Origin of the sequence: Psychrobacter sp. CCUG 69069 (genome assembly GCF_021023115.1) — a bacterium.
GTDB lineage: Bacteria > Pseudomonadota > Gammaproteobacteria > Pseudomonadales > Moraxellaceae > Psychrobacter > Psychrobacter namhaensis.
In genome coordinates, this window is record NZ_QQAI01000006.1 from 122,051 (window position 1) to 136,352 (window position 14,302).

Genomic DNA, 14,302 nt, shown 5'->3' on the forward strand with positions numbered 1-14,302 from the left:
GTGGATGACTGTTTTATGACAAAAATAACTTCTAAATTACCAAGTGGGCTACAGCCTTTGTTAGCAACGTGGCGTATTGCGAACAACTCCAATATTTGGGCGCATTGCGCAAGCGTCGGTTTTTTTGGTTTTTTGTCCATTTTTCCAGTAATGGCCGTGTTTGTACTGCTTTATGGTCTCGCGTTTACCCCCACTGAGATACAAGCACAGATCTCGTTGTTACGTGCCTTTATCCCTGATAGTGTTTATGACATCCTTAACGCACGTTTAAGCGAGTTACTCTCTAACACCACGTCCACACTCACTTTTAGCCTAATTATATCGAGCCTGCTCGCTCTCTATGCTGGCTCTAAAGGCATAAAGTCTTTGATTATCCTTATCAATCTTGCCTTTCATATCTCTCAAGAACGTAGCTTTATACAACGCACGATTCGAGCGCTTGGTTTGACCTTGGGCGCGGTCGTGGTTTTGATCATAGCGATCTCCTCGATTGCTATTATTCCTTTAGGGGCCGCCTATTTTCCCTTCCCTCAAGTCGCTAAGACGATTGCGCTTTGGAGCAGATGGCCGATATTGGCTGGTATCATCTTCTTAAGCTTTCTAAGCCTATATCGCCTAGCCCCAAACCGTGATGCCAGAGCGCTAAAAAAACTGATGCCAGGCGCCACTCTAGCGACTGTCCTCTGGATTGTGTTGTCTGTGTTATTTTCGATTTATGTGCAAAACTTTAATAACTACAGCGCTGAATTTGGCGCGCTTTCAGCAGCCGTGGTCATTATGCTATGGCTTTATTATTCAGCATTTATCATCGCCTTTGGGGCTATTTTTAACTCTGAAATCCTAGAAAGCGCCAAACCTTATGCGGTTCGTATGTATTAGTAATAAACCCTTTACTCTCAACTTTATGGCTTTAGGAATCTCACTGTCATGACTGACGCTACCAACGGATCAGACAACTCACGCAAGTTAAACGACTCAGAATCATCAACCACACCAAACAGCCACGACAATGAGCAAACACCTGCCAGCCCTGACGTTGATGAAGGCCCTGCTGACCAATCGAGAGCGGCGCCCAATTATCAACGCACACCTGCAAAAACAAATAAGCCCGCCATGACAAAAAAAGGACTGCTCGCTTTACTTTTTTTGATCGTAGTGGGCGTCATCGCTTATGGTCTGTATAAGAGTAATCAGCACAGCGAGCCGCAAGTTGTGACGCTACAAGGACAAATGCAAATGCAGCAAACGTCCATTGCGGCAAAAGTGCCAGGCCGGATTGCTCAAATTTTAGTAACAGAAGGTGATATGGTGACGGTTGGTCAACAGCTGATTGAAATGGACTCGCCTGAAATTAACGCTAAGATCAATCAAGCACGGGCCGGCAAGCAAATGGCACAAAGTCAGTTAGACAAAGCAGAAAATGGTGCCCGTCCACAAGAGATCGCTCAAGCAAAAGCGGCATGGCAAGCCAATAAGGCCGCGTCTGATTTGGCAGAAAACACGTATCAGCGCGTCAACCGCCTTTATGAAGAAGGGCTAATGGCACGGCAAAAACGCGATGAGGCGTATGCACAATACCTAGCCACTCAAGATCAAACCGAAGCCGCGCGCTTGCAGTATGATTTGGCGATGGAAGGGGCACGCAGTGAAGACAAATCAGCCGCGATGGCGCAAGTCGCACAAGTCGACGCCCAACTAGAAGAAGCACTGGTAGCAAAAGAAGAAGCCAATTTAACAAGCCCTATCGCTGGTGTTGTTGATGATGTCATTGTTAATGCTGGTGAAGTTATCGGTCAAGGCGTGCCTATCTTGACGTTAGTCAACACCAATGATCAATGGGTGGTGCTAAACGTCACCGAGACGTATTTGAATCAGTTTGCGATTGGTCAGCAGTTTACTGGTACGATTCCTGCACTCTCGTCAGCCAATAAACCTTATACCAAACTGTTTACCGTCTATGCCACGTCGACGCTGTCTGACTTTGCTACTTGGCGCCCGACCAACAATGATGACGGCTTCGATGTACGTACTTTTGAAGTAAAAGCACGGCCAACGACTCCTGATGCACGTATTCGCTCAGGTATGAGCGTTATTGTACGTATCAATCCCGCCCCTAATAATCAAAACCAAGAGTAAGCCATGCGCCTGACTAAGCTAAGTGGGGCTTTTGTACGTAGCGCGGCCTACGAGCGACGGTTTTTAGCCAAAAACCCATGGGACTTTACCATGGTAGTCTGGATACCACTCGCAACTGTGCTGCTGATTTGGTGGATATTTTCCCGCACTCAGGTAACAGATTTACCCATTGGGGTCATCGATCAAGACAGCGGCCCTATTGCCCACACTGCCGTACGTTACTTAGAAGCCAGCCCTACTCTGACGGTAAAACAGCGGTATTATTCAGAGGCTGAGGCAGAGTCAGCCATCTTGCAACGTGATATTTATGCTATCGTCGTTATTCCTCATAACTTTTCTCGCAATATTTTATCGGGCAAGCCAGCCCCACTGATTTTGCAAGTAAACGCTCAGTACGGTACGCATTCAGGTATCATTCAAACCAGTGTCCAAACCATCGCAGGTACATTATCAGCAGGCGTTGAGATACAGCGTTTAATCAAGCAAGGCATGGCGCCGTCGCAAGCAGCAATCGCTTACTCACCGATTAAAATACAACGCATCAGCCTATTTAACGCAGCAACCGACTATCAGCAGTTTTTAGCATCAACCGTTATTCCTGCGCTGCTACACATTTTGGCCATGGTTATCGGTGCGACGACCATGGGCCGTGAGCTGCGTGATAGAAAACTTGGGCACTGGTATCGTTTTATTAATACCAGCCCGCCTAACTTGACCTTATGGACGCACCGTAAAACAAAATCAATCTTAGCAACAGATCATCCAAAAAACCGTCAAGAAGGGTGCAAAAAGGATAAGATCCCTAGTAAAAGCACAGCTACCGAACAAATAGACGTTTTGGTGTTGTTGTTTGGCTTACTGGGGAAATATTTTTGGCCGATATTGGCCTATAGTGGTTGGGCGATGTTAGCGCTCTGGTTTGCCACCCCCCAAGAATCCATTGCCATCCGCTCAGTCACGGTCACCTATATCGGTCTGATACTACTGCTGACGCTGTCCTTTTGGCTCGGTGCTATTTTTACCTTAAGCTCATTCTCGTTACGGATGGGCCTGTCTTCTACGGCGTTTATGTCAGCACCTTCTTACGCCTTTGCTGGCGTCACTTTTCCTTATATGGCCATTAGTGACAGCGCCCAGCGCTGGTCCAACGCTCTACCACTGACCCATTATCTAAAGCTGCACATTGCACAATTGCAGATGCAGGCGCCTGTGGCGGTGTCGTTGCCGATTGTTTATGGGCTTACCCTTGCGACATCGATTGCGCTGTTTTTGACCGCGTTATTAACCAAACGCGCACTTTTGCATCCTGAACGTTGGGGGGCACGCTAATGTCACGGTCATCACACCATAATGTGTCTACCACAGCAGCAGACTCAAAAGCACACTCGTCCTCACAAAAATTTTTAGGCAGTTTTTTACAAACCATAACAGATATCTTTTCTGATAAAGGCGTTCTTTTACTATTAATGATTGCCCCTATCATTTATGGCTTCTTCTACCCTTGGCCGTATTCAACAGAAGTGGTCAATCATGTGCCAGTTGGTATCATTGATAACGACAATAGCAATCTATCACGAACCATCGTGCGCTATGCCAGTGCCAGCCCCCAATTGGATACAAGACACTTTCTCAATGAACAAGAAACTAAAGAAGCCATGTGGTCAGATGAAATCGCTGGATACATGATTATTCCAAGCGGACTTGAGCAGCAAGTGTTGTCTGGAAAAGCCGCTTACGTCAGCGTCCTTGGTAATGGTGGTTATTTTCTGTTAAATAAAAACGTACAGATGGGGTTCTTAAAAGCCGTTAGTACGGTATCAGCCGGTATTGAGGTTAAAAAAGAGGTAGCACAAGGCGCATATTTAGCGACGGCAGCGGCCAACACTCAAGCGGTGCCATTAGAGATTACTCCTTTATACAATCAAACAGAAGGTTACGGCGCGTACGTCGTGCCAGCGGTCTCTATTCTTATTTTGCAACAAACACTTTTAATAGCGACGGCGATGCTAATTGGCACGCTATATGAGCAACGTCGCCATACCACCAGTGTTCGTGGCTGGCTTGGGCGTATTACGGCGCTTAGTATGTTCAGCTTCATTGTTGGCTGCTTTTATTATGGTTGGGCATTTGAGCTACATCACTATCCGCGCGGGCAAAACATGCTTGGCAGCCTGCTATTTCTGCTGCTGTTTTGTCCGACCGTGGCGACGCTTGGGTGCGTACTGGGGCTTTGGTTCCGTCAGCGTGAGCGCAGTATGCAAATTTTGATTTTCAGCTCCCTACCCATGTTTTTTGTCAGTGGCTATCCATGGCCAGCCAACCAGCTGCCCGAGTTTTTACAAATAATACGTTGGTTGATACCCACCACCCCTGCTATTAACACCTCTGTCCAGCTGAACCAAATGGGCGCCAGTGTCTCACAAGTCGCTACTGGATTTTATGCGCTTGCTGCTTTATGGGTATGTTACTTTGTCCTGCTCATGTTGATCCGCTGGCACAACTCTGTAAAGCAAGATAACGCCTTGCTCTAAGGCACATTTAACAGACAACAATCAGCCAAAAAAAAGCGCCCACAACATTAGTGGGCGCTTTTTGTATTTATTTTAGACTGTCAGATCTTAAAAAACCCGATTCAAGCCGTTCAATGCAGCCACGCGGTATGCTTCTGCCATCGTTGGATAGTTGAAAGTCGTATTTACAAAGTACTCAAGCGTATTGTTGCTCTTACACTTCATCACAGCTTGACCGATATGGATAATCTCTGAAGCGTGGTTACCGTAGCAATGGATACCTAGAATTTCTAACGTATCACGATGGAATAATATCTTTAATACGCCCGAACGTTCACCGATGATTTGTGCCCGTGCCAAATGTTTAAAGAACGCTTGACCCACTTCATAGGGGACTTTTTCATCCGTCAGCTCTTGCTCTGTTTTACCGATACATGAGATTTCAGGAATCGTATAGATACCCGTCGGTACACTAGATACTGGCTCAGCATCACTGTCACCCACCATAAAGGCAGCGGCACAGCGCCCTTGGTCATAAGCAGCAGACGCAAGCGATGGCCAACCAATGACATCACCAGCCGCATAAATATTTTCGATCTCAGTACAATACGTGTCATCCACTTTTAATTGACCACGACTGTTTGCTTTGAGACCAATGGCTTCTAAGTTTAAACCTTCCGTATTACCTGAGCGACCATTTGACCAGAGAATGGCATCAGACTTGATTCTTTTGCCACTCTTTAGATGTAAGACCACGTAATCATCATGAGTCTCCAGATAGTCAATCTCTTCGTTACTCCGGATAAGCACACCAAACTGTCTAAAGTCATGCGCGATAGCATCACTAATTTCACTGTCTAAGTAGTTGAGTAGCTGATCTTGGTTATTGATTAAGTCAACTTTATAGCCAAGACCGGTAAAGATAGAGGCATACTCGCAACCAATGACCCCGGCACCATAAATGATGATTTTTTTAACCACATAATCCATTTGCAAGATTTTGTCAGAGTCAAAAACGCGTGGATGGTTAAAATCTAGAATATCAGGACGATAAGGACGGCTACCGACGGTGATAATCGCTTTATTAAAAGTGATGGTTTCATAAACATTGTCATCCACTTCAATACGCAGCGTGTGGGCGTCGACAAAGCTCGCCCACCCTTGAATGACTTCAATACGATTGCGCTCATAGAATCGTGTATGCGTACTGACTTGACGACGGATCACTTGACGCGCCTTAGCCAACACTTCATTTAGCGGCACTTGCTTATATTCCATCGCCTTGGTAAACATAGGATCACGGCGAAAGTTAATCAAGTTAAATACGGATTGGCGTAATGCCTTACTGGGAATGGTACCGACATGAGTTGAATTACCGCCTACTTGGTCACGCGGATCGACCACGACGACTCTTTTGCCAGATTTGGTCAGCTTCATGGCCGCCGCTTCACCAGCTGGACCTGCCCCTAAAACAACGGCATCGTATTCATACTCGTGATTGTCACTTTTTAGACGGCGAGAGTCTTTAGTAAAACCGGATTTGATATCAATTCGCGTGTCATCGAGCGGATTAACAAGGTCAGGATGATGCATGACATCATCAGTGACCTGCTCGTGGGTTTGCTCTATTTTTTGCTTTTTGTTTTTACCTTCGGTATGTTCAGGGCTTGGCACGTGTCCGCTTGATTTATTTGATACTTCGGTATGAACGTCTTTACCCGTATCATTGGTCTCGTCACTTGCACTTTTACTTACCATGGTGTCCTCTTTATTTATTGGTTCTATTTAAGGTGTGTATGTAAGAGTTGATATTTTTCAAATTTAAGCTGGCTAGCAAAGGTTTGCTTACCATACATCGTGAGTGTAGGAAATTTTTACAATGTTGATGACAGCAACCACTATATATAAGACAGTATCTCATCAACCGATTCGGCGCTTAAGTCCGGTCATCTGTAGGATACGCGTGGCAATTTCTTCAACAGACATCTCAGACACATCTAAGCTTGGGATGCCATGAGTGATATAAATCCCCTGTATCGCACGCTGCTCTTGCTGACATTGCTGATAGCTAGAATATCGACTGCCCGCGCGGCGTTCCTGACGAATTTTTACCAAGCGATCTGTGTCAATTAATAGACCAAACAGCTTGTCCTTGTGCTCACGTAACGCTTTTGGTAGCTGATTGTCATACAAATCATCTTCAGTCAGAGGATAATTGGCGGCGCGAATACCAAATTGTAATGCTAAGTATAATGACGTCGGTGTTTTACCCGAACGCGATACCCCAATCAGAATAATGTCTGCTGCGTTATAATGGCGAGTCCGTGCCCCATCGTCATTGTCTAAAGCAAAATGAACCGCATCGATACGTTCTTTATATGTCTCAGAGTCAACATCATCGTGTGCATGACCTGAATGTCCATCTGGCTCCACGCCAGTCTCTTCAGCAACGCGCCCAATCAAGCCTTCATACATGTCTAAATTACAGCTTTGGGCAGAGTTGATCTTTTCACGAATCTCAGGGCTCACAATCGTATCAAACACCAAGGGCAACAAACCGTCTCGTTGATAGGCCATATTGATCTGCTCGACCGCATCTTCTGCCCGTTCCAAACTATCCACATATGGCAATACTCGGGTCTCAAAAGGGACCGAGGCAAACTGACTCAAAATAGCACGGCCAAGCGTTTCAGCGGTAATCGCTGTACCATCCGAGATAAAAAACGCCGTTCTAACAGCTTGGGAGCTGTCTAAGTTGAGCGCATGGCGGTTTTGAATAGTGGGATTCACTTGTTCCGCTGGATTGCTTGAATACATAACTGTGGCACCTCGATTAAAAACACAATAGTGACCTTCATTGCGCTTGTGTCTCTCACCTATTTTTAACTGATGTTGCGTGGTCTGACGGGACGCTTTAGATCAGCACTGATATTGACTACTTATATCAGAACCAGTCTCTACTATTTATGCCATACATTATACGCATAATAGCGGCCTAATAGAAATCAATGTTACAGGTGTACACCTAGAAATCCACATAGAAACTCATATAGAAACCCAGACTGTTTTTAGTCTGCTCCTCTTAATTGATTGTACTTATCGTAACGTTTCAGGGGTCACCTTGGTTAAACTTGCCTAATGTGTGGCAAGATACACATCACAGAACATATTAAGCCCGCTTTTATGCCGTTAAATTTACTTGTTTATAAGCCCATTTCTTAAAACCGTGAAGTCGTACGGGCATATATTGACCTTGTGTAAGGCCTCTTTATTCACCTCTGAAAATTAATAATAACCGCGACTTCTATGAATGTGTGTAGCAAACTCGACAATTTGTATCTTTTTAACAAGTTTTTTGGTTCAACCCCTCGAAATTGTCCTAATATAGCGGTATAATTTACCGTTATAATCTTTACTAAATAACCTTATTTTCTGGAGTTATCATGGCAGCGCAATCTACAGCACTTGTAATCAATCTTGATCAGCTAGGAAAAGACGACATTGATATGGTCGGTGGTAAGAATGCCTCACTTGGCGAGATGATCAGTCATCTTTCTGATTTAGGCGTGAGTGTGCCAGGCGGTTTTGCCACCACTTCAAATGCATTCAACCGTTTTTTAACAGAAACCGGCTTGCTGGACAAAATCAATAGCGAGCTAAAAACGTTGGATGTGAATGATGTCAATAAGCTTGCTGCCACTGGTAAAAAAATCCGTACTTGGATTATTGAACAAGAGCTGCCTAAAGATCTTGAGCAAGAAGTGCGTCAATCATTTGAAACCATGAGTGGCGGCGAAGACATCGCGGTTGCGGTACGCTCTTCTGCCACTGCCGAAGATTTGCCAGATGCGTCATTTGCCGGTCAACAAGAGACCTTTTTAAACATTCGCGGTATTGATAACGTTCTGATTGCTATTAAAGAAGTGTTTGCATCATTATACAACGACCGTGCCATCTCTTACCGTGTCCATAAAGGTTTTGAGCACGAAGGTGTTGCGCTATCTGCAGCCGTACAGCGTATGGTACGCTCAGAGACTGGCGCTGCGGGCGTGATGTTCACGCTCGATACCGAAAGCGGCTTTGATCAAGTGGTCTTCATTACCTCAAGCTACGGTTTGGGTGAAATGGTGGTTCAGGGTGCAGTAAACCCAGATGAGTTCTATATCTCAAAACAGTTACTAGCCAATGGTAAGCCTGCCGTTATTCGCCGTAACCTAGGTAGCAAGCATAAGAAAATGGTCTATGGTGACGAAGGTAGCACGGCAAAATCCGTTAAAACCGTTGATGTTGAAAAACAAGACCGTATGCAGTTCTCTTTGTCTACTGAAGAGCTAACCTCTCTTGCCAAACAGGCCGTAACGATCGAAAAGCATTATGGCCAAGCGATGGATATCGAGTGGGCAAAAGATGGCGATACTAACGAAATCTTTATCGTGCAAGCACGTCCTGAGACTGTTAAAAGCCGTCAAGACAGCAATGTCATGGAACGTTATGTCATCGATACGACTGGCGCAAAAGTATTGTGTGAAGGTCGCTCAATCGGTCAACGCATCGGTTCAGGTAAAGTCCGTATCGTAAGCAACCTAAACGAGATGGATAAAGTGCAAGAAGGCGACATCTTGGTATCAGACATGACTGATCCTGATTGGGAGCCTGTCATGAAGCGTGCCTCTGCTATCATTACCAACCGCGGCGGCCGTACCTGTCATGCTGCCATTATCGCACGTGAGCTAGGTGTGCCAGCCATCGTGGGTTGTGGTAACGCCACTGAGCTTTTGGTTGATGGTCAAGAAGTGACTGCCTCTTGTGCCGAAGGTGATACTGGCTTTATTTACGAGAGTCTGATTGATTTTGAAGTACAGACCAACTCTGTCGAGTCTATGCCAGAGCTTGCCTTCAAAGTCATGATGAACGTTGGTAACCCAGATCGCGCGTTCTCTTTCACGCAAATGCCAAACGAAGGTATTGGTCTTGCGCGTCTTGAGTTCATCATCAACCGTATGATTGGTGTCCATCCAAAAGCGTTGCTCAACATGAACAGCTTGCCACGTGAAATCTCGCAAGCCATTCAAGAGCGTATCGCAGGCTATGCCTCACCGGTTGACTTTTATGTTGATAAATTGGTCGAAGGCATCTCAACCCTAGCCGTTGCCTTTATGGATCAGCCCGTTATCGTACGTATGTCAGATTTTAAATCAAACGAATACGCTAACCTGCTTGGCGGTAAGTTGTACGAACCATCAGAAGAAAACCCAATGCTTGGTTTCCGCGGTGCTAGCCGTTATGTCTCTGATAACTTCCGTGACTGCTTTGAGCTTGAATGTAAAGCGCTGAAACGTGTACGTGATGAGATGGGCTTGACCAACGTCGAGATTATGATTCCATTCGTACGTACGGTTGGCGAAGCCGCTGAGGTCATCGAGTTACTGGCAAAGAATGGTCTAAAACGTGGTGAGAACGGTCTACGTGTCATCATGATGTGTGAACTACCGACCAACGCCCTACTAGCCGAAGAATTCCTAGAACACTTCGATGGTTTCTCAATCGGCTCTAACGACTTGACTCAGCTTACCCTTGGTCTTGATCGTGACTCAGGCATCGTCTCACATCTATTTGATGAGCGTGACCCTGCTGTTAAGAAACTGCTCACTATGGCGATCGATGCCTGCCGTAAGCAAAACAAATACGTGGGTATCTGTGGCCAAGGACCATCGGACCATCCAGATCTTGCTTTTTGGCTCATGGAGCAAGGTATCAGCTCTGTGTCATTGAACCCTGATTCAGTGTTAGACACATGGTTCTTCTTAGCTGGTGAAGAAACGAAATAAGCCATCACGTTCAGTCACAGCAGTAATTCACACAGTCATTAAAGAAACAATTATTAGGGTCTATTTGAAAAATATTAAATAGACCCTAATACTAGGTATCATATATAGTGACTTAAGATATGACTAACTATGCAGGCAATTATGCAGATTTTCCTTGCTCGAAATAACGTACAAGCTGGTCCATACGATTTGGAGCAACTTAATATCATGTTGGCGTCTGGTGAAGTATTACTAGATGATTTGATGTGGCACGAAGGCTTAGATCAATGGCAGCGCGTTGGCACCTTAACCAATAATCAAACGGTTTATAGACCGACCAATATTGGCAGTTCGGATGTTAATGACTCTATTATTAATAACGTCACGATCTTTCCTGAAGATAAAGCCAGTAGTGATCAAGATGGCAAGTCAGTATCGTTAGATAGATTGTATGGCAAGCCTGAGCGGCCAAAAGACACAAGTAAAAAAGTGAAAGCTGACATGACAAGCAACCGTCAGCAAACACCGCATAACAACGTGTCCTTAAATAAATCTAGTATCAAAAAAACCGCTACGGATAAAGACAAGGTCATTGGAAACGTCGTACTTGCGCCTATCATGTCGCGGGTGCTCGCTACTGCCATTAATGGCTTACTGTATCTATTGGCCATTTTTCCACTAGTGATGGCTTTGACCAACATGGATGTGGATTATAGTAAATTTCAAAATATCCAAGATATGGACGCCGCTTATCAGTATTCCATGACGCTGATGGAAAGCCTTCCTAGCAGCACACTGATGATGTCGCAAGTCATGGTCTTTGGTTTATTTGCGTTGCAGTTGGTCTTTATCACCATGCGTGGTCAGTCACTCGGTAAGCTGCTGACGGGTATTCGCGTCGTGGATCAAACCACGCATCGTCTGCCATCATTTACCAAACTTATCGGTGTACGAACGTTACTGCTGTTTATTATTTACAATTTATTGTTCTCTTTTACTAGCTTCTTAGGTTTTGTCATTATTGCGGTTCACTATTATATGGCCTCTAAAAGCGCCAAAAATATTGGTTGGCATGATAAATTGGCTAAAACCTTAGTGGTGAAAGCTGACAGCAGTCAATTGGTCAAAGAACCCAAGATAAAATAATCGATTTTCATCCTGATGGTTAGTTTGGTTCTTAATCACATGCCTGAGTTCTTGCATAAAAAAGCAGCGTCTCATCGTTGCTTTTTTGTTGGTAATAAACAATGGCGTGTTGGCATATTTTATTATGGGCGCCTGAGTGATTAACCTTTGTGTTAATCACTCAGTACTGTTATAATACGGCGCTTTATAAACTAAGCTTATCCTCTCCTGTATTTTTTATATTTACTGGACATTAGGTTTACCTTATAAATCTCCTTGCTATTAACATAGGGTTAATAGCTACTAATCCGTAAGGAGTCATAATGCGACATTACGAACTGGTGTTACTTGTACACCCAGACCAAAGCGACCAAGTGGTCGGCATGGTTGAGCGCTACATCAAGTTAGTTCAAGACAACAACGGTGTTATCCATCGTCTAGAAGATTGGGGCCGTCGTCAACTGGCTTACCCTATCAACAAGATTCACAAAGCTCATTACGTTCTTTTCAATATTGAAACTGACGGCGAGACTTTGGCTGAACTTGAAGAATTATTCCGTTATAACGACGCGATCATTCGTAGTCTAGTTATGCGCCGTGACGAAGCTGTCACTGAAGAGTCGCAGTTAGCCAAGAATGCCGATGAAAAACGCGCACGCAAAGCAACTACTCGTCGTCCAGACAATCGTGAAAACGATAATGACGACAACGACAACAGTGAAGACTAATTAAAGGAGAATACTCATGGCACGTTTCTATCGCCGTCGCAAATTCTGCCGTTTCACTGCTGAAGGCATCACTCACATCGATTATAAAGATGTTGAATTGCTAAAACAGTACATCAGTGATAATGGTAAAATCGTACCTAGCCGTATTACCGGTACCTCTACTAAATATCAGCGTCAACTAGCGACTGCTATCAAGCAAGCTCGTTACTTATCGCTACTTCCATACACTGATAACCATCAAGGTTAACCGCTAACTAGGAATGACTCATGCAAATTATTTTGTTACAGCGTATCGTCAACCTTGGTAAACTCGGTGAAACTGTCGATGTAAAACCAGGTTACGGACGTAACTTTCTTATCCCTCAGGGCAAAGCGCTACCTGCGACCAAAGCTAACATTGAAAAGTTCGAAGCACGTCGTGCTGAGCTTGAAGCTGAAGAAGCAAAAGAAGTAGCTGTTGCTCAAGAGCGTGCTGATGCTTTAACTGACGTTAATGTCATCATGCGTGCTAAATCAGGTGACGAAGGCAAGCTATTCGGCTCTATCGGTACTCGCGATATCGCTGAAGCATTGACTAACTCAGGTCTAGAAGTTGACCGTGCTGAAATCAAGCTTCCTGAAGGCACACTACGTCAAATTGGCGAATATAATGTTGATATTCAGCTACATCATGACGTTACTGCTAGCATCTTAGTTACTATTTTGTCTGAAGACAATAATAACGAAGATCTAGATGAAGAATCTGCTGATGAAGACTACTCTGAAGAGTAATTTTTGAAATAGTTAGATTCAGTCTGTAAAAAAGCCAACAACCTTGAGTTGTTGGCTTTTTTTTGTGTCAGTCTACTTACGGCTGAATACCAACATCATGACTTTATCTTACGCCACTATTTTGTGACTCTTGATACGTTAAACACGAATGCTTGCACCCACTTTTTATCCCTTATTTTAAAACTAGGTAGCGCGGTAACGGACGGTAATAAACAACTTAAAAGCTGTTACTAAACAACAAGATACTCCCTAAAAAATCATCTTTATTATTCTCAGTTGAATTGGTATCCTGTCTGTATCTTATTTACTAATAGAGCGCGATAATATGATCAATACCAATGATAAGTTGTTATGTATACGAGGTAATGACTTTTACTCAGAAGGCGAGGTCTATACCGTTGGTAGAATTGTAAATAACAAGTATTTTCAGCTACTTACCGGTAGTAACGATGATCACTGGTATGCCACACTCGATGAAAAAGGGATCTACGTAAGCTTTGATTCGATGTCAGCAAAAGACAATAAAGCATGGTTTGATAAGATAGCCTAGCAGTCAAAGAAGTCACCACATGCTTACACTCAACATACGAATGGTCATGACACATGGCCATTTTTTTGCTTAGTAGACTATAAGTAGACTAGACGACTGCGCTCTTGATACTTTACCGAACGTGGCCACTCACTGGCTCTCGTCGGCACCTTTTGCCCGTCAGCAATCATTTTAGCAGCAGTGATCCAGCCCGCATGACCGACAGCTAATGTGGGTTTGTTATTTCTTTTGCCGTTGTTTTCGATCACTCTAGCCTTCATCCATCCTTCAACACGATCAAAGAGCTGGTGTAAGCTTTCACCCTTATCACAAGCAAAATGCGCAAAGTCATTGCACCAGTCATCAATTTCTTGCTGAGTAATCTGTTCCCACAGACAACCGTCCCATACGCCAAAATTGATCTCAGCAAGCTCAGGGGCGACTTGACATTGAAATCCACGTTGCGCCAATATCTGACCAACCTTTAGTGAACGCTGCAAAGGACTTACCCAAATAACTCTAGGCAATTGATGCAAACGTACAAAGCGCTCGATTTTATTAGCAAGCCGTTTTAGTTTGCGTTTATCTACCGCTATGTCTGTCTGCCCAATGCACCTGCCCTGCGCGGTGCGCGGTTTAGGGTGGCGCCAAATGTAGAGAACCATTAAGAGAGTGTTACCTTTTTGATGTTTAAAT

The 14,302-nt window shown here is 44.4% G+C and carries 13 protein-coding genes; 10 read left to right on the forward strand and 3 right to left on the reverse strand.

The genetic code is table 11. From position 1 onward, the window contains the following. Window positions 1-15: 15 nt before the first annotated feature. From DVY93_RS06110 to DVY93_RS06125, 4 genes are read left to right on the forward strand one after another with little or no spacing between them, the layout of a single operon-like run. Window positions 16-879, forward strand: a complete 864-nt coding sequence (locus DVY93_RS06110; RefSeq protein ID WP_230709765.1) for a YihY/virulence factor BrkB family protein — start codon at window positions 16-18, stop codon at window positions 877-879. Window positions 880-927: 48 nt separating this feature from the next. Beyond that, window positions 928-2,136 (forward strand): HlyD family secretion protein, encoded by a 1,209-nt coding sequence (locus DVY93_RS06115; protein WP_230709767.1) that lies wholly within the window; start codon window positions 928-930, stop codon window positions 2,134-2,136. 3 nt (window positions 2,137-2,139) lie between these two features. Next, window positions 2,140-3,465, forward strand: a complete 1,326-nt coding sequence (locus DVY93_RS06120; RefSeq protein WP_198334072.1) for an ABC transporter permease — start codon at window positions 2,140-2,142, stop codon at window positions 3,463-3,465. Next, the gene (locus tag DVY93_RS06125; RefSeq protein WP_193006171.1) at window positions 3,465-4,667 is read left to right on the forward strand and encodes an ABC transporter permease; all 1,203 of its coding nucleotides are present in this window, start codon (window positions 3,465-3,467) and stop codon (window positions 4,665-4,667) included. The genes DVY93_RS06120 and DVY93_RS06125 overlap by 1 nt, the downstream gene beginning before the upstream one ends. An 87-nt stretch (window positions 4,668-4,754) precedes the next feature. Here DVY93_RS06125 and sthA read toward each other — a convergent pair whose 3' ends face one another. Both sthA and ppsR read right to left on the reverse strand, forming a co-directional pair. After that, window positions 4,755-6,404, reverse strand: coding sequence for a Si-specific NAD(P)(+) transhydrogenase (gene sthA / locus DVY93_RS06130; RefSeq protein WP_230709770.1), 1,650 nt, complete (start codon window positions 6,402-6,404; stop codon window positions 4,755-4,757). Between the two features lie 162 nt (window positions 6,405-6,566). Then, the gene (gene ppsR / locus DVY93_RS06135) at window positions 6,567-7,463 is read right to left on the reverse strand and encodes a posphoenolpyruvate synthetase regulatory kinase/phosphorylase PpsR (protein ID WP_226949486.1); all 897 of its coding nucleotides are present in this window, start codon (window positions 7,461-7,463) and stop codon (window positions 6,567-6,569) included. 626 nt (window positions 7,464-8,089) lie between these two features. Between ppsR and ppsA the strand changes: the two genes are divergently transcribed. The 6 genes from ppsA to DVY93_RS06165 all read left to right on the forward strand — a co-directional run bounded on the left by ppsA (window position 8,090) and on the right by DVY93_RS06165 (window position 13,627). Further along, on the forward strand, window positions 8,090-10,474 hold the full coding sequence (ppsA, locus tag DVY93_RS06140; protein ID WP_230709772.1) for a phosphoenolpyruvate synthase: 2,385 nt from the start codon (window positions 8,090-8,092) through the stop codon (window positions 10,472-10,474). 129 nt (window positions 10,475-10,603) lie between these two features. Next, window positions 10,604-11,599 carry an RDD family protein gene (locus DVY93_RS06145; RefSeq protein WP_198334073.1) on the forward strand — a complete coding sequence of 332 codons (996 nt, stop codon included), beginning with the start codon at window positions 10,604-10,606 and terminating at the stop codon, window positions 11,597-11,599. Between the two features lie 302 nt (window positions 11,600-11,901). Continuing rightward, window positions 11,902-12,306 carry a 30S ribosomal protein S6 gene (gene rpsF, locus DVY93_RS06150; RefSeq protein ID WP_101205443.1) on the forward strand — a complete coding sequence of 135 codons (405 nt, stop codon included), beginning with the start codon at window positions 11,902-11,904 and terminating at the stop codon, window positions 12,304-12,306. Between the two features lie 16 nt (window positions 12,307-12,322). Continuing rightward, entirely contained in the window at window positions 12,323-12,553 is a 231-nt protein-coding gene (rpsR, locus tag DVY93_RS06155; RefSeq protein WP_010198808.1) for a 30S ribosomal protein S18, read from the forward strand. 20 nt (window positions 12,554-12,573) lie between these two features. Beyond that, window positions 12,574-13,077: a 50S ribosomal protein L9 gene (gene rplI / locus DVY93_RS06160; protein ID WP_193006175.1), complete on the forward strand. Its 504-nt coding sequence runs from the start codon at window positions 12,574-12,576 to the stop codon at window positions 13,075-13,077. 325 nt (window positions 13,078-13,402) lie between these two features. Then, window positions 13,403-13,627, forward strand: coding sequence for a hypothetical protein (locus DVY93_RS06165; RefSeq protein WP_193006176.1), 225 nt, complete (start codon window positions 13,403-13,405; stop codon window positions 13,625-13,627). A gap of 77 nt (window positions 13,628-13,704) precedes the next feature. On the opposite strand, the gene DVY93_RS06170 is transcribed toward DVY93_RS06165, so the two are convergent. Then, on the reverse strand, window positions 13,705-14,271 hold the full coding sequence (locus tag DVY93_RS06170) for a histidine phosphatase family protein (RefSeq protein ID WP_230709774.1): 567 nt from the start codon (window positions 14,269-14,271) through the stop codon (window positions 13,705-13,707). Window positions 14,272-14,302: the final 31 nt, after the last annotated feature.